This is a genomic window from Cupriavidus sp. PB-02 (assembly GCF_058252315.1).
This window is the reverse complement of sequence record NZ_CM177695.1, coordinates 1954996-1975951: the sequence shown is the minus strand read 5'-3', so window position 1 is coordinate 1975951 and position 20956 is coordinate 1954996. Positions and strand designations below refer to the sequence as shown.

18 protein-coding genes and 2 tRNA genes are annotated in these 20956 nt (G+C 68.2%); 12 read left to right on the top strand and 8 right to left on the bottom strand.

Annotated features, from left to right (window positions below; all coding sequences use genetic code 11):
- Positions 1 to 14: 14 nt before the first annotated feature.
- Complete coding sequence (locus tag AC10V3_RS29795) at positions 15 to 1751, bottom strand: glycosyltransferase family 39 protein (RefSeq protein ID WP_022538967.1); 1737 nt, start codon at positions 1749 to 1751, stop codon at positions 15 to 17.
- Positions 1752 to 2292: 541 nt separating this feature from the next.
- On the opposite strand from AC10V3_RS29795, the gene AC10V3_RS29790 reads away from it, so the two are divergent.
- Entirely contained in the window at positions 2293 to 3192 is a 900-nt protein-coding gene (locus tag AC10V3_RS29790) for a hypothetical protein (protein WP_022538966.1), read from the top strand.
- Between the two features lie 70 nt (positions 3193 to 3262).
- Here the strand turns inward: AC10V3_RS29790 and AC10V3_RS29785 are convergent, their stop codons facing one another.
- Entirely contained in the window at positions 3263 to 3571 is a 309-nt protein-coding gene (locus tag AC10V3_RS29785; protein WP_022538965.1) for a hypothetical protein, read from the bottom strand.
- A gap of 195 nt (positions 3572 to 3766) precedes the next feature.
- On the bottom strand, positions 3767 to 4726 hold the full coding sequence (locus tag AC10V3_RS29780) for an amino acid ABC transporter substrate-binding protein (protein WP_490923854.1): 960 nt from the start codon (positions 4724 to 4726) through the stop codon (positions 3767 to 3769).
- Positions 4727 to 4975: 249 nt separating this feature from the next.
- Here AC10V3_RS29780 and AC10V3_RS29775 point away from each other — a divergent pair, with 249 nt between their 5' ends.
- The 7 genes from AC10V3_RS29775 to AC10V3_RS29745 all read left to right on the top strand — a co-directional run bounded on the left by AC10V3_RS29775 (position 4976) and on the right by AC10V3_RS29745 (position 12005).
- Complete coding sequence (locus AC10V3_RS29775; protein ID WP_490923853.1) at positions 4976 to 6070, top strand: acyltransferase family protein; 1095 nt, start codon at positions 4976 to 4978, stop codon at positions 6068 to 6070.
- 306 nt (positions 6071 to 6376) lie between these two features.
- Positions 6377 to 7615: a GTP cyclohydrolase II gene (locus AC10V3_RS29770; protein ID WP_022538961.1), complete on the top strand. Its 1239-nt coding sequence runs from the start codon at positions 6377 to 6379 to the stop codon at positions 7613 to 7615.
- A complete protein-coding gene (locus AC10V3_RS29765; protein WP_454753282.1) occupies positions 7612 to 8934 on the top strand; it encodes a URC4/urg3 family protein in 1323 nt (440 codons plus the stop codon). Before AC10V3_RS29770 ends, AC10V3_RS29765 begins: the two co-directional genes overlap by 4 nt.
- Positions 8935 to 9035: 101 nt before the next feature.
- On the top strand, positions 9036 to 9734 hold the full coding sequence (gene upp / locus AC10V3_RS29760) for a uracil phosphoribosyltransferase (RefSeq protein WP_022538959.1): 699 nt from the start codon (positions 9036 to 9038) through the stop codon (positions 9732 to 9734).
- Entirely contained in the window at positions 9734 to 10450 is a 717-nt protein-coding gene (locus tag AC10V3_RS29755) for a TetR/AcrR family transcriptional regulator (protein WP_490923852.1), read from the top strand. Before upp ends, AC10V3_RS29755 begins: the two co-directional genes overlap by 1 nt.
- A 78-nt stretch (positions 10451 to 10528) precedes the next feature.
- The gene (locus tag AC10V3_RS29750) at positions 10529 to 11815 is read left to right on the top strand and encodes an amidohydrolase family protein (protein ID WP_454753281.1); all 1287 of its coding nucleotides are present in this window, start codon (positions 10529 to 10531) and stop codon (positions 11813 to 11815) included.
- 103 nt (positions 11816 to 11918) lie between these two features.
- Positions 11919 to 12005 (top strand) — tRNA-Leu (locus AC10V3_RS29745).
- Positions 12006 to 12181: 176 nt separating this feature from the next.
- Here the strand turns inward: AC10V3_RS29745 and AC10V3_RS29740 are convergent.
- Complete coding sequence (locus tag AC10V3_RS29740; protein WP_022538956.1) at positions 12182 to 12481, bottom strand: GGDEF domain-containing protein; 300 nt, start codon at positions 12479 to 12481, stop codon at positions 12182 to 12184.
- Complete coding sequence (locus AC10V3_RS29735) at positions 12478 to 12774, bottom strand: hypothetical protein (protein WP_022538955.1); 297 nt, start codon at positions 12772 to 12774, stop codon at positions 12478 to 12480. The genes AC10V3_RS29740 and AC10V3_RS29735 overlap by 4 nt, the downstream gene beginning before the upstream one ends.
- A gap of 387 nt (positions 12775 to 13161) precedes the next feature.
- On the opposite strand from AC10V3_RS29735, the gene AC10V3_RS29730 reads away from it, so the two are divergent.
- On the top strand, positions 13162 to 14067 hold the full coding sequence (locus AC10V3_RS29730; protein ID WP_022538954.1) for a hypothetical protein: 906 nt from the start codon (positions 13162 to 13164) through the stop codon (positions 14065 to 14067).
- Positions 14068 to 14175: 108 nt separating this feature from the next.
- On the opposite strand, the gene AC10V3_RS29725 is transcribed toward AC10V3_RS29730, so the two are convergent.
- Positions 14176 to 14252 (bottom strand) — tRNA-Arg (locus AC10V3_RS29725).
- Positions 14253 to 14343: 91 nt separating this feature from the next.
- Complete coding sequence (locus AC10V3_RS29720) at positions 14344 to 16041, bottom strand: MBL fold metallo-hydrolase (protein WP_022538953.1); 1698 nt, start codon at positions 16039 to 16041, stop codon at positions 14344 to 14346.
- A gap of 215 nt (positions 16042 to 16256) precedes the next feature.
- Between AC10V3_RS29720 and AC10V3_RS29715 the strand changes: the two genes are divergently transcribed.
- The 3 genes from AC10V3_RS29715 (at position 16257) to AC10V3_RS29705 (ending at position 18664) form a co-directional block, all read left to right on the top strand.
- Entirely contained in the window at positions 16257 to 16634 is a 378-nt protein-coding gene (locus AC10V3_RS29715; protein WP_022538952.1) for a hypothetical protein, read from the top strand.
- A gap of 15 nt (positions 16635 to 16649) precedes the next feature.
- A complete protein-coding gene (locus tag AC10V3_RS29710; protein WP_022538951.1) occupies positions 16650 to 16946 on the top strand; it encodes a YciI family protein in 297 nt (98 codons plus the stop codon).
- A gap of 299 nt (positions 16947 to 17245) precedes the next feature.
- Complete coding sequence (locus AC10V3_RS29705) at positions 17246 to 18664, top strand: DUF1254 domain-containing protein (protein WP_490923851.1); 1419 nt, start codon at positions 17246 to 17248, stop codon at positions 18662 to 18664.
- An 86-nt stretch (positions 18665 to 18750) separates the two neighbouring features.
- Here AC10V3_RS29705 and AC10V3_RS29700 read toward each other — a convergent pair whose 3' ends face one another.
- Entirely contained in the window at positions 18751 to 20844 is a 2094-nt protein-coding gene (locus AC10V3_RS29700; protein ID WP_022538949.1) for a TonB-dependent receptor family protein, read from the bottom strand.
- Between the last annotated feature and the right edge of the window lie 112 nt (positions 20845 to 20956).

Below are 20956 nucleotides of genomic sequence, written 5' to 3'. Positions count from 1 at the left end.
CCGCGTAATGCCGGTTACTGTCCTTGGGATTGCGCCTGCGGGCCCTGGCCCGGCAGCACGAAATTGGCCACCGCCACGCGCCGGCGGTCGCCGGCGATCTTGTGCATTGGCACACCGCGCGCCGCCAGCGCGTTGTAGGTGTCGGGCAACATGATCGCCACCGCGCGCTGCCCGTCCTGCCAGCGGGCGATAAAGTCCTCCATGGTCGGGATCCACTTCTGCGGCTCCTGGCCGACGCCGAATTCCAGCTCGTCCGGATGCTCGACCAGGATGGTGGTGCGGCGCAGGTAGAACGGCAGCGTGTGGTCCAGCAGCCCCACGCTGTACAGCGGCATGTCCGGCGCCAGCACGGCGTTGATGGCGGGCACCAGGTCCGCGCCGGAGTTGGGCCGGCCCATGGCCTCATGGCCGCGCAGCGCCACCGTACAGCAAACTAACATCGCCAGCGCATAGGCCACCACGCTGGGGAACACGCCGCGCGTGCGCAGCAGGCGGCGCGCCAGCAGCGCGCCGGCCAGCATCACGACGAAGGCGATGCCGATCCACAGCGTGAATTCGCGATAGACCGCATTGGGCGTGCTGGGCTTGTCCAGCATGGCGACGAAGGGGCAGGCCAGCAGGCCCACCACGCCGAGCGCGATCATGGCATTGACCTGCCAACGCCATGCGCGTTCCGTCACGGTGTCCAGCGCGACGCCGGCCAGCAACGCCAGCGCGGGGAAGATCGGCACGATATAGCCCGGTAGCTTGGAGCCCGACAGGCTGAAGAAGACAAAGATCGCCGACGCCCACAGTGCCGCCAGCAGCGCCGGCTGGAACGGCCGCGGCGAGGTGCCGCGCTCGACGCCCGCGCGCTCGCCAACCGCCTGCAGCATCTGCGGCGCCAGGCCCAGCCATGGCAGGAAGCCCATCAGCAGCAGCGGCACGAAGAACCAGATCGCGCCCCCGCGCTGGTGCACGTTGGAGGTGTAGCGCTGCCAGTGCTCGTGGATAAAGAAAAAGCGCAGGAATTCAGGGTTGCGCTCCGACACCAGCCAGAACCACGGTACCGTCACCAGCAGCAGCATCGCGATGCCGGCCAGCAGATGCAGGCGGCGCCACAGACCCAGGTCCCGCGTCACCACCGTGTAGACCACCAGCACCAGGCCAGGCAGCGCCAGACCGACCAGGCCCTTGATCAGCACCGCCACGCCCATTGCCGCCCAACAGGCCAGCATCCAGTTGCGGCGCGACGCCGGCGTGGCGTCCGGGTGCTGTGCCAGCAGCATGAAGGCCAGCACGCACGTCATGGCCCCGGCCAGCGTCATGTCCAGCGAATTGAAATGTCCGGCGATATTCCACATCGGCGCCGACACCAGCACGAGCCCGGTCAGCAGGGCTGCGCGCGTGCCGAACCAGCGCGCCGCGGCCAGCATCGACACGCCCACCCCGAGCATGCCCGACAGCGCCACGCACAGGCGCGCCTGCCAGTCGCCGACGCCGAACAGCGTATAGGCCACCGTGGTCACCCACAGGTGGAAGGGCGGTTTCTCGAAGTACTTGAGTTCGTGGTAGCGGATCGTGACCCAGTCGCCGGTGGTGAGCATCTCGCGGGCGATCTCGGCATAGCGGCCCTCGTCCGAGCGCAGCAGGTGGCGCATGTCGAGCGTGCCGAACCAGACCAGCAGGATAAACAGGCTGACCAGGGCGATGGCACCCGTGGCGGCTCCAACGGACAGCCCGGCATACCGCGAGGTCAATGAACTACGCATAGATCTCCTGGAAAAGCACGACGGATGGATGGTCCTGCGAGGGTGCGCGGTGAGGGGAAGCCATCACAACGCATGGCGCCGCCCATTGGTGGACATCAGGGGAAACACCGGGGTGCAACACCTCCGGATGGACACCTCCGGTGACCGGCTGACAGGCGCCTGGAACGCCACAGCCGGCGCGGGGGCACGCGCGGCGGGCAATGGTAGCACGGCGGCAGGGGAGTCTCGCCGGGAGGCGGGAGCTTCACCGCAAGCGTGCGCGAAGGCACCCCGGTGCCTTCGCAGCGAGAGGAAAGTGCCTCAGGCGGCCTGCACGCCCACCGTGGCCGGGCGCACCCGGCGCAACCGGAACGCCACCCAAGGAGGATACCGGCATGGAAAACGCGGTCAGGACTGGAATCGAGGAAAACCCGGCCAGACAGTAGCGGGTAAAAACGCGACAAAGGCGCGCCAAAGACACCATAATTTCAGTGACCAGGCCGTCGCCTGGCAGGCCGGGCGCTACGTCGGGGGCGTCTGGACATTCTAGACAGGGAATGATGTGAAGACAAAGGCGCAGCAATACCGGCTGGCGGGCCTGATGGCGGGGATGGCGCTGGCAAGCGGGGCCGGCGCGCAGCAGGCGGCCGCGCCCTCGGCCGCGGCAGGCGCCGCGGCGATGGCGGCGGCGCACACGGCGGTCAGCGAGGTCTCGGCCTCGGCTGCGGCCGTGTTGTGCAACGCGCCCTGGTTCCAGTCCGGCGCGCACGTGCAGATGGAAGGCGACGGCGTGCTGCCGATGTCGATCCGCATGACGCTGCGCGATGTCAGCCGCAGTCCCTCCGGCTGCCGCGCGCGGCTCGAGGTCAACTCCAAGTCGGCGATGTCGGCGCTGATGGGCCCGCCGGTGGTCATGGACCAGGTGCACGAGGTGGTGATCGACCGCCGCACTCCGGCCGACCAGACCAGCATCGAAAGCCAGCATGCCATCATCAACGCCCGCGCCCGCTATGCGCGCATGTACGGCGAGGCGGCTTTCCGCGGCAAGGGCGTGTTCAACTACGCGGGCTTGGAACTGCGCGAGGGCAGCACGCTGGAGGGCGAGACTTTCGAGTCCAGCGTCTCGCTCAAGATCTACCCGCTGGCATCGGACCAGGTGGTCAGCACCATGCGCGCGTTGCACGCATCGATCCATATCGACTCGCGCAAGGTGGGACGGAAGCAGATGATCAATACGGCGATGGGGCGCAAGGAATGCCTGCCGATCACCTACGACAAGCGCACCTCGCTGGGCCCGCTGATGGTCGGCGAGGAGGTGGTGCAAGTCGAGCCCACGGTGATGCATATCACCGACTGGTACTGTCCTGCCGAGGCCTTCGTGCTGCGCACGGAGGTGCGCCAGAATGACCAGGTGCAGCGCGTGGACGTGACGGCGCTCGAGCGCGATTCGCAAGCGCCCTGAGCCGGGCTGGCCATCGGCAAGACACAAAAAAACCCGCCGCGGCGGGTTTTTTTGTGCACGTGGTCAGCGCTCAGCTGGCGGCCGGTGCGGGGGCGGCTTTCTTCTTGGTCTTCTTGCTGGTGGCCTTCTTGGCGGGCTTTTCAGCGGCCGGCGCTGCAGTGCCGGTCAGGTCGCTGCGCGTGCTCTTGTTCGCGCCTTGCGAGTACGGGTCGAACTTGTCGCCGGACTTGGCGCCCTGCGAATATGTGTCGAACTTCTCGCCCGACTTGGCTCCCTGGGCATACGGGTCGAACTGCTTCTTGCCGGCGGTCTGGGCCTGCACGGCCAGCGAGGCGGCGCCGAGGCAGAGCGCAATCGCGGTCGCGACGAACTTGTTCATGGTTTCTCCTGAGAAAAGCCGCCGTCGGGCGGTCGATTATGTGGCCTACCCCTCGCAGGGACGGACCGGGCCAGTGTCGCCAACATCGTTCTTTGCTGTCAACTTGGGGCTTGCCCGGCGCCAACGCCTCATGGAAACCCTGAATTGCGGCCCCGCTCCGATTGCGATTGGGGCCGCCGGCACGGCTTGCGCGGCTTACTCGGTAACGGCGTCGGACGGATGCTTCCAGGCCGCGCGCACCTCGCCCGATGGCGCCAGCGCCAGGTTGATGCCGCGGCTGCCGATCGGCTCCTGGAACCAGCGCTTCTGCAGCGCGGTGGCCTCGGCGCCGGCAAAGGTGGTGGTCAGCGCCTGGTCGACCACGCGCTTCCATTCCGGATCGGCCTTGGACAGCATCAGCGCGTTCTGCTCGACCGACAGCACCGGACCGATGATCACGAACTGCGACGGGTCCTTGGCGCGGGCGCGCAGGCCGGCCAGCAGCACGTCGTCCATCACGAAGGCCTGGGCGCGGCCGGACTCGAGCAGCAGGAACGACTCGCCGTGGTCCTTGGCGTAGACGTCGTGGTAGCCGTACTGCCCCTTCAGGCGCCGCACGTGGCGGTCGCCGGTGGAGCCCGCGCTGGTGACTACGGTCTTGCCGCGCAGGTCGCCGAGCGAGCGGATGCCCGAATCGGCCCGCACCAGCATGCGCACCGTCGAGACATAGTGCGAGACGCTGAACGCAACCTGCTTCTGGCGCTCGAGCGTATTGGTGTTGGGCGCGCAGTCCAGGTCCACCAGCCCGTTGACCACCGACGGGATGCGGTTCTGCGGCGTCAGCGGCATCCAGCGCACCTTCAGGTCCTTCAGGCCCAGCTTCTGGCGCGCCGCCTCGGCCGCGCGCAGGCACAGCTCGACCGCGTAGCCGGCGGGCTGGCCCTTGTCGTCGGCAAAGGAGAACGGCAGCGCGGATTCGCGGTAGCCGAGCACGATGGTGCCGGACTCGCGGATCTTGTCGAGCACGGGGGTCTGCGCCTGGGCGGAGGCCGGCGTCAGCGCGCCAGCCACGGCCACGCCGGTGGCAACGGCGACGCTGGAAAAGGCCAGTGCCGCCAGCGAACGACGGGCACGGAACAGGCGGGCGAGCAGGGAAGGCAGGGCAAAGGCGGGCATGCAGGAGAAACCGGAAGCGGCCGGCAATGCGGCAAAGACGCTAGGGTATACCCTGTCCCCGGTTGGGCGAAGAACATTCTCGTCATAAGCAAATGCCTGCCTGTTAAGACATGGAGGACCAGGCCCACGGCATTGGAGTCTGGCAGAGGAGTATGTAACCAATCGCAATTTGTGGATGTTTCGCCACATTGTTGAGGGGGCAACAGGGTAGAATCGCGCCTTCGTGCCTTTTGTCGCCTTCTTATAACAATGAGCCCCCGTCCGTCGCGCCTGCCGTGCATCGACGCCCTGAAGGCGGTCAGCTCGCAGCTGATCGTGCTCCACCACCTCGCGTTCTATGGTCCGATGTCGGACGCCGCCTACCAGCTGGCGCCCGGCCTGGTGGACTGGCTGTATGACTACGCCCGCATCGCGGTGCAGGTCTTCCTGGTGATCAGCGGTTTCCTCGCCGCACGCAGCCTCGCGCCGTACGGCCGGCTGGAGCTGCGCCAGCATCCGCTGCTGGCGTTGTGGCAGCGCTACCAGAAGCTGGTGGTGCCCTACGCCGCGGCAATCCTGCTCAGCATTGCCGGCGCCGCCCTGGCGCGGCAGTGGATGGTGCACGCGTCGATCCCCGCACCGCCGCACCTGATGCAGTTCCTCGCGCACCTGGCGCTGCTGCACAACGTGCTCGACGTTGATGCCCTCTCGGCCGGGGTCTGGTACGTGGCCATCGACCTGCAACTGTTTGCGCTGCTGCTGGCGGCACTGTGGGCGGCGCGCGCCATGTCGCGCGGGCGGGCGGCTGCCGGCGCGGGCGTCGGCATCGTGTCCGTGCTCGCGGTGGCCTCGCTGTTCTGGTTCAACCGCGATGCCGCGTGGGATATCTGGGCGGTGTACTTCTTTGGCGCCTACGCCATGGGCACGCTCGCCTGGTGGGCGTCGAACCCGGGCCGCTCGGCGATGGCGCTGCTGGTGCTCGGCGCCGTGGTGCTGGCGGCGCTGATCGTCGACTTCCGCCTGCGCATCGCCGTGGCGCTGGCGACGGCGCTGCTGCTGGCGATCTCACGCCGCGGCGGCTGGATGGAACGCTGGCCGCGCGCGCACGTGGTCGGTTTCTTCGGGCGGATCTCCTATTCGCTGTTCCTGGTCCATTTCCCGGTGTGCCTGCTGGTCAATGCCACGGTGTCGAACCTCGCGCCGGGGCAGCCGGTGCTGAATGCGCTCGGCATGGCAGCTGCGTGGATACTCAGCAACGTGGCGGGAGCGCTGTTCCATCGCTACGTGGAAAGTGCCAGCCCGCTGGCGGCGCTGCGCGCGCTGCTGGCCGACAACCGCGGCTCGGCCAGCCGTCCCACCGTGTAACGCTTGCAAGTGCTGCGCATCACTCCTCGTGCGCAGCTTGCAGCGACAGACTGTGCCCCACTGTGCCCGCGATGTGGCGCCGCGCCTGCAGGCCGTGCGCCGCTTCTTGCTGGTGCGTGCGCACCGCGGATGTCATGCGCCAGGCACGTGGCGTGTGCATGCCGCTGCCCCGGACTTGCGTACGCCGTCATACACATGGCGGCAAAACTCGCGTAAACGGGCATTGGGCGATGGCATGAAGGTTGCCTAGTATGGAATCGTAAACCTGACCATTTGGTCAGGATTCCATCGGGAACCGAGGGAGCCATGTCCGACCATATCGTCCTCACCTCGCACGCGCGCCGCGACAAGCCGGCCGAGCCGATCCACTGGGGCGCCCCGACTGCGGCCGAGCGCGGACCGGTGATCGCCAGCCTGGCGAACCCCGCGCAGCGCAATGTGATCGGCACCCATGCCGGCGCCTATGCCATCTATCGGGCGCTGGCGGTGGCCGCGGGCTCGCTGCAGCGCGACCACCGTACCGACCTGACCGATACCGCGCCGGCCGAGGCCATCGGGCCGCACCCGCAATGGGGCGATCCGGGCAAGATTGTCTCGCTCGACCCGTGGGGGCATCTGGTGTCCACCGTGTTTGCCGACCGCATCGCCGCCGGCGTCGATATCCGCCCGACCATCGCCGTCACGCGCGCGCATATCAATATGCCGGAGCTGGGCGCTGCCATCGCCGCGGGCAGGCTCACGCCTGATGGCAACATCCTCTACGCCAACGGCGACGTGCGCGTGACCAAGGCGGCGGTCGACCCGGTGTGGTACCTGCCCGGACTCGCGGCCCGCTTCGGCATCAAGGAGAGCGTGCTGCGGCGCAGCCTGTTCGAGCAGACCGGCGGCATGTTCCCGGAACTGGTGACCCGTCCCGACCTGAAAGTGTTCCTGCCGCCCATCGGCGGCATGACGCTGTACTTTTTCGGTGACGTCAGCCAGCTCGGCAAGCCCGAGACCCGGGTGGCGTGCCGCGTGCACGATGAATGCAACGGATCCGATGTGTTCGGGTCAGACATTTGTACCTGCAGGCCGTATCTGGCGCATGGCATCGAGGTGTGCATCGAGATGGCGCAGCAGGGCGGCGTCGGGCTGGTGGTCTACAACCGCAAGGAGGGCCGCGCGCTGGGCGAGGTGACCAAGTTCCTGGTCTACAACGCCCGCAAGCGGCAGGCGGGCGGTGACCGCGCCGAGACTTACTTTGCCCGCACCGAATGCGTGGCAGGCGTGCAGGACATGCGTTTCCAGGAACTGATGCCGGATGTGTTCCATTGGCTGGGCATCCGCCGCATCGACCGCTGGGCGTCGATGAGTAACATGAAGCACGGCGCGCTGGTGGCGCAGGGCATCGAGGTAGTCGAGCAGGTGGCGATCCCCGAAGCCCTGATCCCCGCCGACGCGCGCGTGGAGATCGATGCCAAGGTGGCCGCCGGCTACTTTACGCGCTACACGCCGCCGGATGCCGACGAACTGGCCCTGGCAAAGGGCAGGGGGTTGAACGAATGACAATGTATCCCGAAGAGGATCGTGGCGGCATGGACCGTCGGGGAGCAGGCGAGGAAATGCGGCCGGGCGCCGGCTGGCTGAGCCCGGTGCCGGAAGGGCATCCCGCCTCGGCGCTGCTGTGCGCCGAGGCGGTGCGCACGCATTGCGCGGCAGTCACGGAGCACGTGGCCAGCGGCGCGTCGGCGTTGTTTACCTGGCATCCCGACCGCGTGCATGCGATTGCCGATTACGTCGCCAGCACCATCCGGCAGCGCTACCCGGACCTGCAGGTGCCTTATCACAGCCGCTGGCGCCACTTTGAAAGCGGTGGCATCGAGCAGCGCGCGGACCGCTGGCAGGTGCTGTGCGAGCGCGCCGGCCTGAGCGGGCCGGATCATCGCGAAGAGCGCGCCCGCATCGGCATCGACCTGGTGATTCCGAGCGTACTGCTGGATGCCGGTGCCGGCCCTGACTGGCGCTATCGCGACCCGTCGAGCGACCTGGTGCTGACCCGCTCCGAAGGCCTCGGCGTGGCCAGCTTCGTGCTGTTCGCGCGCGGCGGCTTCTCGGCCGCGCCCGGCGACCCGCTGCGCGCGGATGCCGAACGGCTGCAGCGCATCGACGCCGACAGCATCGCGCACGCCTTCCAGGTCGCGCAGCACAACCCGCTGGTGGGGCTGGAAGGGCGCGCCGGGCTGCTGCGCCAGCTGGGCGAGGTGATGGAGGCGACGCCGGCGCTGTTCGGCCGGCCGGCGCGACTGGGTAACCTGTTCGACTACCTGAAGGCGCACGCGGTCAACGAGCGGCTCGACGCCAGCTTCCTGCTGCGCACGCTGCTGGTGGGCCTGGGGCCGGTGTGGCCGGGCCGCATTTGCATCGAAGGCGTGTCGCTGGGCGACTGCTGGCGCCATCCGGCCGCGCCGGGCGGGCTGGTGCCGTTCCACAAGCTGACGCAGTGGCTGACCTACTCGCTGCTGGAGCCGCTGGAAGACGCGGGCCTGACCGTGACCGGGCTGGACGCACTGACCGGCTTGCCCGAATACCGCAACGGCGGCCTGCTGTACGACTTCGAGCTGATGGTGCCGCGCGACCCGAACTTCGCTGCCGAGCCGCATGCGGTGGACGAGCCGGTGATCGTCGAATGGCGCGCGCTGACCGTGACCGGGCTCGACCTGGTGGCCGATGGCGTGCGCGAGGCGCTGGGCCTGGCGGAAGCGGACTTCCCGCTGGCGCGCGTGCTGGAAGGCGGCACCTGGGCAGCCGGCCGGCGCATCGCGGCCAAGCGGCGCCCGGGCGGGCCGCCGCCGTTCAGCATCATCAGCGACGGTACGGTGTTCTGACGCACGGGCGCCCGGGGGGGCGCCCGCGGCAGGACCGGCGCTGCGCCAGCCGCGGCGCCGGCAAGGAATTGCGTGTGAAACGTGGCCATCAGGAGCGTCCCATGAATGACATGTCCGCTGTTCCCGCCGATGTCGCTGTGGTTGCCGACACCGCGGCCGATCCTGCCGGCATGCCCGGCGTGCTGGTCGTGGACCACCCGCTGGTGCAGCACAAGGTCACGCTGGTGCGCAGCGAAGAAACCACCACCGACAACTTCCGCCGGCTGGTGCGCGAAATCGCGCAGCTGCTTACCTATGAGGCCACGCGCGACCTGGCGATGGAGACCATCGCCATCCGCACCCCGATCGCGTCGACGCAGTCGCGCGTGCTCTCCGGCAAGAAGCTGTGCCTGGTGTCGATCCTGCGCGCGGGCAACGGCTTTATCGACGGCATGCTGGAGTTGCTGCCGGCGGCGCGCGTCGGGCATATCGGGCTGTACCGCGACCCCGAGACACTGGAGCCGATCGAGTACTACTTCAAGATGCCCGAGGACATCCACGAGCGCATGGTGATCGTGGTGGACCCGATGCTGGCCACGGGCAACTCGGCCATCGCCGCGCTCAACCGCCTGAAAGAGGCCGGGGTCACGACGATGAAGTACGTGTGCCTGATCGCCTCGCGCCCGGGCTTGCGCGCGTTGCGCGCCGCGCATCCCGAGGTGGGCATCGTCACCGCGGCCATCGACGAAACGCTCAACGAGCACGGCTACATCGTGCCCGGCCTGGGCGACGCCGGCGACCGCCTCTACGGCACACGCTGATGGACGCGCCCGCGCCCGCGCCCGCGCGCGCCGCGCCGCGGCGAGCGCTGCCCGTACGCGCTGCCGCGGGCGGCCGCATTCGCCAGGAGAACCAGGCCATGATCCTGTGCGCGGCCGAGCATGTGTTCGCGCGCGCCGGGTTTGCAGGGGCCACCATGGCGGAGATCGCGATGCGCGCGGGCGTGCCCAAGTCCAATTTGCATTACTACTTCCGCACCAAGCAGGCGCTGTACCGCGCGGTGCTCGCGCACACGCTGCAGCTGTGGCTGTCCGAGACCGACATCATCCGCGCCGAGCTGCCGCCGCAGGTGGCGCTGGAGCAGTACATCCGCGCCAAGATGCGGCTGTCCGCCAGCCATCCGGACGCATCGCGCGTGTTCGCCAACGAGCTGCTGCACGGCGCGCCCGAGATCGGCGAGATCCTGCGGCATGCGCTGCGCGAACTGGTGTCGCGCAAGGCGGCGGTGGTGCAGCATTGGATCGACAGCGGGCAGATGGCGCCGGTCGATCCGCAGCATCTGTTCTTCACCATCTGGGCGGCCACGCAGACGTACGCGGACTTTGAAGCGCAGGTCTGTGCCGTGCTCGGCGTCAGCCGCCTGGGGCGGCAGGACTACGCGCAGGCCACCGAGCACCTGGTGGCGCTGCTGCTGCGCGGCTGCGGGCTGGCGCCCGAGGCCGCGGCCCTTGCCGCGCTCTCCGACGGACAGGCGTGAGGCCCGGATCGATCGCACGTGGCGCGTGATCCCGCGCCATGAGAATATCGCCGTGCATCCAGCCCTGAGAGACACCCCATGCTCGACCTGATCCTGCGGCACTGCAATCTCCCCGATGGCCGTACCGATATCGATATCGGCATTGCGGGCGGGCGCATCGCCGCGGTGGAGCCGGCGCTTGCCGCAAGCGCGGGCGAGGAGATCGACGCGGCGGGCCAGCTGGTGACGCCGCCCTTCGTCGACGCGCACTTCCATATGGATTCCACGCTGTCGTACGGCCTGCCGCGCGTGAACCAGTCGGGCACACTGCTCGAAGGCATTGCGCTGTGGGGCGAACTGAAGCTGATGCTGACGCAGGAGGCCATCGTCGAACGCGCGCTGGCCTACTGCGACTGGGCCGTGGCGCGTGGGCTGCTGGCGATCCGCTCGCATGTCGATATCTGCGACCCGCGGCTGCTGGCGGTGGAAGCGCTGCTGCACGTGCGCGAGCACGTGCGCCCCTACCTCGACCTGCAACTGGTGGCGTTCCCGCAGGACGGCGTGCTGCGCGCGCCCGGTGCGCTCGACAACCTGAAGCGCGCGCTCGACATGGGCGTCGACGTGGTCGGCGGCATCCCGCATTTCGAGCGCACCATGGCGCAGGGCGCGGAGTCGGTGCGGCTGCTGTGCGAGCTTGCCGCCGACCGCGGCCTGCGCGTCGACATGCATTGCGACGAGAGCGACGACCCGCTGTCGCGCCATATCGAGACGCTGGCGAGCGAGACAATGCGGCTCGGGCTGCAGGGCAGGGTGGCGGGTTCGCACCTGACCTCGATGCATTCGATGGACAACTACTACGTGTCCAAGCTGATCCCGCTGATGCGCGAGGCCGGCGTGGCGGCGATCGCCAACCCGCTGATCAACATCACGCTGCAAGGCCGGCACGACTCCTACCCGAAGCGCCGCGGCATGACCCGCGTGCCGGAGCTGCTGGCGGCCGGCGTGCCGGTGGCGTTCGGCCACGATTGCGTGATGGACCCCTGGTACGGCCTGGGCTCGGGCGACATGCTGGAAGTGGCGCACATGGGCCTGCACGTCGCGCAGATGACCGGGCAGGAGGCGATGCGCGCCTGCTTTACCGCGGTCACCGGCACGCCGGCGCAGATCCTGGGCCTGGAGGGCTACGGCATCGCGCCGGGCAACCGCGCCGACTTGGTGCTGCTGCAGGCGCGCGACCCGGTGGAGGCGATCCGCCTGCGCGCCACGCGGCTGCGGGTGCTGCGTGCGGGCAAGGTCATCGCCAGCACGCCGGCGGCGACGGCGACGCTGCACCTGCCGGAGCGGCCGGCGCAGGTGGATTTCCTGCGCGGCGGCGGTGCGGCGTAGCGGTTGGCACGGCAAAGTTTTTTCGCGAGGGGGTGTTGACAGTGTCCGCTGTGCTCAGCATAATATCGTTCTTCGGATCGCGGCAGCAAAGCAGCGAAACGAAGCCCAGATGGCGGAATTGGTAGACGCACTAGGTTCAGGTCCTAGCGGTGGCAACACTGTGGAGGTTCGAGTCCTCTTCTGGGCACCAATTTTTAAGAAAGGCTCGCGCAAGCGAGCCTTTCTTCGTTTCAGGCCAGACACCCGCCCATTCGATGCCGGGGCAGTTGCCTCGGATATCTGGAAGAAACCCGCAGCGATGCGGGTTTTTTTCGTCCGCGTTTTCTTGTTTGCCGCATCGCTGAGATCCGGCGGCGGCGCAGCGGGTCAGGCCGCCGGCGCGCCTTCCAGGCTCTGGCCTCGCGCACGCAGTTGTGCGAATTCTTCGCCGCCAAAGCGCGCCAGCACGCTTTCCGGCGGCACCAGCGCGCGCATCAGCGCGGCCATGTCACGCAGTACCTGGTCGCCCGCGGCATGGCCGCGGCGGTCGTTGATCTGCTTGAAGCGGTCGACGTCGATCAGCACCAGGCTGGCGCGCTCGTGCGCCGCGTACTGCGTGGCCACCAGTTCGAGTGCGCGCCGGTTCAGCAGGCCGGTCAGGCTGTCGGTACGGGGCCTGTTGCTCAAGCTGCGCGGTCAGCGAGGCGTGCTCGCGCAGCTTGCGGCGCAGGATATCCAGCGCATCGAACAGCGGCCGCATTTCCGCCGCCGGCGCGCAGCAGCGGCAGGAACATCTTTTCGATCGCGCGCCGGATCTCGTCCATCTGGGGCTCCTGCGGCGGGCGCGCGGCAATCTCGTCGATCTGCGCGCGTGCGCGCACCAGGCGTTCGCGCGCGGCGCTATTGTCAGAGGGTGGCTCGCCCAGCACGCTGTTGGCTGGCCCGCGTTCCGCAGACAGCACGTTGGCGGCGTCCAACACCAGGCGGTATTCGGAGATGTCGTAGCATCGCGGTGCACAGTCCGCCGATCGCGGTGGCGATCGCCAGCTTGCGTTTCAGGCTGCTGCCGCGCGCGGGCGTCGGCGCGCTCCCGGCGCCGGGGAATCCACGCTGGCGCGCTCGTTGCCACAGCGCCATAAGGTCTCCTCCCGGCGCCTGCAAGCCGGGCAATGCTTGGAGGATTTGTCATTAGCGCCATTATTGAAGAAAAGGCGTGATTTTCGGATAGATCCCCCAGCGATTTACTCCACTGACGCCTGCCGCCGCGGCGCGCGCGTCCGCACATTCGACGCTAACGCTCGCAGGGCATTTGACCTATGCTCAAGCTCATCGGGCAGGCTGCATATAACGTCCCGAAGGTGGTTGCCATGATGCGCTTGTCATCGTCGAGTGAGAGGGAGGCGGGGACTTGCCCCGGTTGGCACCCATGTGCCGCGCACCCGGGACACGGCCTGCATCACCTGCAGTGCTGCTGCATCCTTGCCATGCTGATGTGTGCGCTGGCCCGTGCGGATGACGCGGTGCCCGAGAGCCACGGCCAGGGAGTATCGGGCTGGGGCTGGGATCTTCCCCCGCCGGTGCAACAGGCACCGGCCGATGTGCCTGACCTGCTGGTGGCCGGCACCAATTCGCCGGACGCGCCGGCCCGGCTTGCCGAACCCGTCACCGTCGAGTATGCGGCGCTACCGCCGCCTTCCCCATCATCGTCATTGCCGCTTGCCGTCGGCCCCGGGCCGGACGACGATGCCCCGGGTCTTGCCGCCTTCGATCGCGAAACCGTCGCGATGTCAGAGCGCCCGCGCCGCATATTGCTGCACCTCGACGACACCACCACCGCTGGCGGGTTTGCCGATAGCCGCGTGCGTACCATGGCGCTGGCCATGGATGCGGTCGTGCCGCGCGCGGGCGGCCTGACGATCCAGCCGCGCGTGCAACTGGCCTACCAGCCCGGCATGCCCGCGGTCAGTGGCGGCACGCCGCCGCAGGCCATGCCCGGCGATTCCAGCGCCACCGGCGTCGGCGTGCGTCTGTACGGCGCCCAGCCCACGCGGCTCGCCGGCATCTATCCGTTCGTCGAAGCAGACTGGTGGCAGGAGAGCCGCAAGCAGACCATCAACATCAACGGCACCAAGATCGATACCGACCTGCTGCGCGGATTGTTCTCGTTCAATATCGGCGCGCACGGCAATACCTCGACCGGCGTGAAGCTGTGGTTCAAGGTGAGGGCGGGGCGCAATCCGGGCGGGACGGTCGGGGCGCGGTATCGCTGGTAGCGGTGCAGGCGGAGCGCCTGAAGGAGAAGGCGCGAACCGAGGCTGCAAAGTGAGCGGGCAAAGAAAAAGGGCTTCCGTTTCCGGAAGCCCTTTCCCGTTCTGCATAGGTGGCGCGGCTGGCAGGATTCGAACCCACGACCCCTTGGTTCGTAGCCAAGTACTCTATCCAACTGAGCTACAGCCGCACACGAGAGGCGCTATTGTAGCGCGGTTTTCAGTTTGCGCAAGCGTTTGGCGAAAAAACTTTTGCCGGCCTTTGCCCGTGCGCCGGCATCGCTATGCCGCCACCTCCGACCAGACCCCGTCAGCCTCGCATGCCTTGCCGTCGTCGCGCAGCTTGATCAGATGCGCCAGCAGCGAGCGCTGCGCAACGGGGTGCATGCGTGGCGGCACGTCGTCATAGACGCGCACGACCAGCTCGCCGATCGATGCGGGCCCCAGTTCGCGCAGCGCGCCGGCCACCTTGGCTTCGCGCTGCAGCCGGTGCCGGATCAGGATGCGGATGGCGTCCTGCGGGCGCCCGATCAGGAAGCCGTGTCCCGGAGCCAGCCATTCCAGGTCCTCATCCTGCAATGCGGCCAGGGAATCGAGGTAGGCGCGCATATCGCCATCTGGCGGGCCGATGACCACGGTCGAGCCCTGCATCACGTGGTCGCCGGTGAAGAGGGTCTTCTCTTGCTCGAGCAGGTAGCACAGGTGGTTCGACGCATGGCCCGGCGTATGGCACACGCGCAAGATGCAGTCGTCGGCGATCGCAATGCGCTCGCCATGCGCAAGCTCGCGCTGCGGCGTGAAGTTCGCGTCCTGCCACTGGCCCGCGGGCGCGGCGCGGCCCAGCACGGTGGCGCCGGTGGCGGCCTGAAGCGCGGCGGCGGCGGGCGAATGGTCCAGGTGCGTGTGCGTGGCCAGGATCCAGCGGATCGGGCCGGGCGCGGCTTCCAGGATGGCGCGCACGTGCTCGCGATCGTCGGGGCCGGGATCGATCACTGCCCACTCGTTGCTTGCGCCGCCGCCGACCAGGTAGGTGTTGGTGCCGGGCCCGGTCATCACGCTGCCGTTGTTGGCGGTCACGCGCCAGACGCGCCCGGAGAGCCGCACCGGCACGCCGGGCGCCAGCTCGTAGCGGCCGTGCACCTTGCCGTCCGGATCGATGCGGCCGATCTCGGCATAGCACGGCTCGTTGGGCATCACCGGTCGGACGCCGGCCGCACCGGTGGCCAGCCGCGGCATGATGCAGGCGATGCCGCGCAGCTGCGAGAAGTAGGCAAAGCAGGCTTCGGCGCTGTCGAACTGCGCGATCGCGCTCAGCGTGCGGCGCGTGACGTGCATCAGCGGCAGGCCGCTGGCCGGGTCGGCGGCCTCGGCAGGCCGGACCCAGCGGTGCTCCACGATCTCGCTGCCATCGGGCACGACTTCCTGCCCTTCCGGCGCGATGGCGACGAAGAAGCGGGTATCGAAGCGCTTGGGCAAGCCGGGCGGCGTCAGCCAGTAGCTGTGATAGGCGAGCCGGTCAGCCGCGAGCCGCAGCCCCAGTTGCTCGCATGCATGCACGAGGCCGGGGCCGCCGCGCTGCACCGCCTCGCGCAGCAGCGCCTGCGCGGCCGCGCCGAGTTCATGCGGCGACTGCAGCCGGCCGTCGCTGCCATAGGCGAACAGCAGGCCGGCTTCCTCAAAACATTCGCGCACGGCGGCCACGTAGAAGTCCAGGCCGCCGGCGGGCAGGCCCAGCCGCTCGCTGGCGCTCGCGTCGTCCAGGCCATGGGCATGCGCGTGCAGCCCCTTGTCCTGCACGTCGAGCGTGCCGCCGGGGAATACGTAGGCGCCGCTGCTGCGGTCGTTGGCACGCTCGACGCGGCGTACGATCAGCACTTCCATGCCGCCCGGCGCGTCGCGCACGACGAGCAGGCTGGCGGCATTGCGCAGCAGCGGAGTGGGGGTGGCAGGGCGGTTGTCGTTTGTCTCTGTGGTTGTCATTGTGTCGGCATCTTGGGTGTGCTTTGCGGCGCGCCGGGAGCCCATAGTGTAGCCGCGTTGAAAGATTCGCCATCCCCGGGGATTTCCGGGCGTTCGGGGTGGGAGGCGGCGAGCACCGGCTTTGGCTTTTCCCGCCAGACGCAGTAATCTGATAGCTCCGCTTCACTTTTTGGGGCCGCGAATTGCCTTGGCGCAGCCCCCGCAGGAGGTCCCGCGTGATCCGAGCATTGACCCTGTGCCTGCCGCTGGCGTGCCTGCTGGCCGCCTGCGAAACGCCGCCGCAAATGGCGCCGCGCCCGGTGCCGCCCCCGGCCACCCGCATCACGGTCGCGCCGCAGGCCGACAACCGGGCCGCTTCGGCCGCCTGCGAGCCCGCGGTGGCCGAAGCGCTCAAGCGCCGCTACCCGCAGCCCGGCAGCGTCATGCTGATGGCCGACCGCGAGCAGTACTACCATCGGCCCAATTCGCAGACCTCGGTCAACGGCGAGGGCGTGTTCGAGCCGGATGACAGTTCGTCGTCGATCGGATTCCACTATGCGTGTTTGTACAACGCGCGCACCGGGAAGGTCGATGATGTGCAGATGCGCTATTGAGAGAGGGGATAACACATGCCGTACCTGATCGAAACCGTCGACAAGCCCGCCCACCAGCATGTGCGCCAGGCCACCCGCGCCAGCCACCTGGAATACCTTGAAGCCAACAAGGCGCTGCTTCTGGCCTGCGGCGCCAAGCTCAACGACGATGGCTCGGACGCCGGCGGCGGCATCTATATCGTCGATGTCGAGACCCGCGAGGCGGCACAGCAGTTCATCGATGCCGATCCGTTCGCCGAGGCCGGCCTGTTTGCCGAGGTTCGTATCGTGCGCTGGCGCAAGGCCTATCTCGGCGGCGTCCGGTTTATCTGACCGGCGTCGCGCGTACCCGACGCCATGCCGCAGGCGAGGTAGCGGCCGCCGACTTTTATCGGATGTCGGATGTGCTTTATCATGCGCGTTTTCGTTGCGTCCTTTGTATCGATACCACGCCCCGCCGCGCCCATATAGCGCTCGGTGCGCTTGCCCGCGCTGCCCGACCTCGGAGGAATTGACAGACGCCAGCCTGCGGGACAAGATGCGGACGGAACTAGATGCGCCTCCGGAGCGACATGTCGGCAGTCATAGCCGCACCGCCCGGACAAGCCGCAAGAACATAGGGAAACGGGGTCATGAAGCCTTCCTTTCGTCAAATGGCGAGCGCGGTCGCGCTCGCCATCATGCTGTCCGGCTGCGCTTCCGCGCCTGACAATGTCGCCAGCCCGACCGTCGCCGCCGAGCAGCCGCCGTCCGACCAGGCCATGAAGGCCTTGTCCGCCGAGGTCTTCACCTACGCCTATCCGATGGTGCTGATGGACGTGACGCGCGAGCTGATGACCGCGCGCACGCCGGTCAACACCTTCAGCCACAAGCGCACCTTCCCGGACGCGAGCTTCACCGACGTGGTCAGCCCCAATGCCGACACGCTGTACTCGTCGGCATGGCTCGACCTGTCGAAGGAGCCGGTGATCCTGTCCGTGCCCGACACCAATGGCCGCTATTACCTGATGCCGCTGATGGATGCGTGGACCAATGTGTTCGCGTCGCCGGGCAAGCGCACCACGGGTACCCGCCGCGGCAATTTCGCCATTACCGGGCCTGACTGGCGCGGCACGCTGCCCAAGGGCATGCAGGAGATCCGCTCGCCCACGTCGATGGTCTGGCTGATCGGCCGCACGCAGGCCAATGGCAAGCAGGACTTCCCGGCGGTGCACCGGCTGCAGGACCAGTACCGGCTGACGCCGCTGTCGGCCTGGGGCGGCGGTCGGCGCGTGCCGGACAAGACCGCGCCGCGCGCGACCACGGTCGACACGCAAAGCTCGCCGGTCGAACAGGTGGCGGCGATGGACGCGCAGGCGTTCTTCACGCGCTTTGCCTCGCTGCTTCCGGCCAACCCGCCGGCACCGGCCGACAGCGCCATGGTCGACAAGATCCACCGCATGGGCATCATCCCCGGCGTGCCGTTCAAGACCACGGTGATGGAGCCGTCCACCGCGCGCGCGGTGCAGGAAGGCGCCACTGCGGCGCTGGCTGTGATCGTCCAGGGCGCGCGCAAGGGCAATGCCGATGCCGGCAACGGCTGGGTCATGCATCGCGACCTGGGCTCGTACGGCACCAACTACGGCCGCCGCGCGGTGATCGCGTGGGTGGGGCTGGGCGCCAACCTGCCCGAGGATGCGATCTACGCCTCTGCCCGCACCGATGCCAACGGCAAGCCGCTGCAGGGCGGGGCGCGCTACGTGCTGCATTTCGACAAGGGGCAACTGCCACCGGCGCGTGCGTTCTGGTCGCTGACGCTGTACAACGACGGCCAGGCCTTCATTCCCAACCCGATCAACCGCTTCGCCATCGGCAGCCGCGACCGCCTGCGCTACAACCGCGACGGCTCGCTCGATATCTACATCCAGCACGAGCGCCCGAGCGCATCCAAGGTATCTAACTGGCTGCCGGCACCGCCCGACGGCCTCAACATGATGCTGCGCGCGTACTGGCCGGAGCAGGCGCTGCTCGACGGCAACTGGATGCCGCCGGCCGTGATGCGCGTGAACTGACGCCCGTCGCGGCGCCACCGGCAAGAAGGGCCGCATGCCTGCGAGGACATGCGGCCTTTTTGCTTTCATGGCAGCCGGCGCAGCGCTCAGAAGTTGTAGCGCACGCCCGCGTAGAAAGCGCGTCCCGTGCCCGGATAAAACACCGCGGTATTGGCGGTGCGCGCATCCGCCACGGTGCTGAAGTCGCTGACGTAGCGCTTGTTGGCGAGGTTGCGCACATCGAGGAACAGCGTGACGCCGCGCGCGAAGGCATAGCTGGCCTGCACGCCGAACAGCACGTAGGCCGGTACCCTCAGGGTATTGGCGTAGTCGACGTAGGCGCCGGTCGGCACCCAGTCGATGGTGCCTGCCACGCGCAGCCCGGAGGCGCGGCTGTAGGCGATGGTGGTGCGCAGCACGTGCTCCGGCACGCCGGCGATGCGGTTGTTGCCGTACTGCGGATCGTTGTCGAAGCGGAAATCGCTGTAGTTCCATAGCTGCGACAGCGTCAGCCTGTCGCCCGGGCCGGCCAGGTTCTGCAGCAGGTCGGCCGTGATGCCCAGCTCGACGCCTTGCAGCGTGGTGCGGTTGGCATTGAAGGTGGCGGCCGGCACGTTGGGATCGACGGTGAACTGCAGCAGCTGGTCGCGCACCAGGGAGCGGTACAGCGTCACGTCCCAGCCCAGCCGTTCGGTGCGCCCGCGCGTGCCCAGCTCCAGCGTCCAGCCGTGCTGCGCCGCCAGCGGCACGAAGCGGGTGGTGGTGCCGATGGTCTGGTTCAGGTCGGTGAAGTCAGGCACGTCGGCGCTGCGGGTGATGTCGGCAAAGGCCTGGATATCCTGCGCCGGTTCCCACAGCACGCCGAACTTCGGATTGACGCCGCTGTAGTGGGTATCGTCCGACTTCGGCGTCGGGTTGACGGCGAGCCCGCCGTAGTCCTGGTAGCGGCGCTGGCTGTAGTATGCCTTGGCCCCGGCCATCAGCGCGACCGTGGGCGTGATCCATAGGCGGTCTTCCAGGTAGGCCTCGTAGTTGTAGGCGTCCTGGCGCGAGTTCAGCGTCTGCGCGCCGCGCGCACCGGACACGTTGACATACTGGCGCGCGTCATTGTTGCCGCCGAAAAAGCGCGCCCCGGCGATCAGCTGGTTGCGCAGGCCCGCGACCGTCTGCGTGCCGGTATAGCGCGGCGCGATGCCATAGGTCCAGCTGTCCTGGTCGATCACCTGGAAGATCGGGTGGTACAGGTCCTTGTGGATGGCCCAGCTGGCGATATCGAGCTGGCCGCTGGCGAGCTTCATCGTGGTGACGTTGGCCAGGCGCACGGTGCGTGTATTGCGCGCCTGGTCGCCGGCGAGCGCGCTGGCCGATGCCTTGGTCGGGTCGTTCAGCGCATCCTGCAGCGACAGCGCTCCCGGCAGCAGCTGGTCGACCACGTAGGCGCCGAGGTAGAAGCGCGTCTCCAGCTGGGGCGTGAGGCGGTAGCCGAAGTTGGCATTGAGCTGCTCGTACTGGCCGCGAGAGTGGTCGCGCCAGCCCTCGGAATGATTGACACTCAGGTTGGCCAGGAAGTCGAACTGGCCGATCTGGCGCGACACCTGCCCGCTGGCGCGCACGGTGCCGAAGCTGCCACCGTCGAGCCGCAGCAGGTTGGGCGAGTCGGCGGTGAAGGCGGTCGGCGTGGTGAAGTTGATGGCGCCGCCCAGCGTGGTGCTGCCGTAGGCCAGGCCGTTGCCGCCCTTGTAGACCTCGGCCGCTGACAGCCCGAGGGGATCGATCTGGTAGAAGTCGCCGCTGCCGTCGGCAAAATTGGTCGGCACGCCGTCCTGCAGGATTTCCAGGCCGCGCGTATGGAAGCCGCGTGCCACGCCGGAGCCGCGCACGGACAGGCGCAATTCCTGCCCATAGCGTTCCTCGACATAGACACCTGGCGAGTCCTTGAGCACGTCGCGCAGGTTGCTGGCGTAAGTGTTGGCGTAGCTGGCAGCATCGACAAAGCCCACGGAGCCCGCCGATTCGAACAAGGCCGAGCGCTGCGCGGCGATGCCGGGCGCGGTCAGCGATCCGGGCGCCGGGGCGGTGGCGGTAACGGTGGGGAGGGTGGGTGGCTCTGCGGTGTCAGGCGCGGCCTGCGCCAGCGCGACGCCGGTGAATGCAGCGGCCGGCAGCACGGCTGCGCGGCCCCAGTGGCAGGCTCGTTTCATCGATATCCCTATGCCGGCACATCGGCGCCCCTTGCTGGATGCTCGCCTCTCCCAAGGCGGGGCGCCGGTGCTCTGAGTGTAAGGCAGAGAGCCGGCAAGGATACGTAGACAA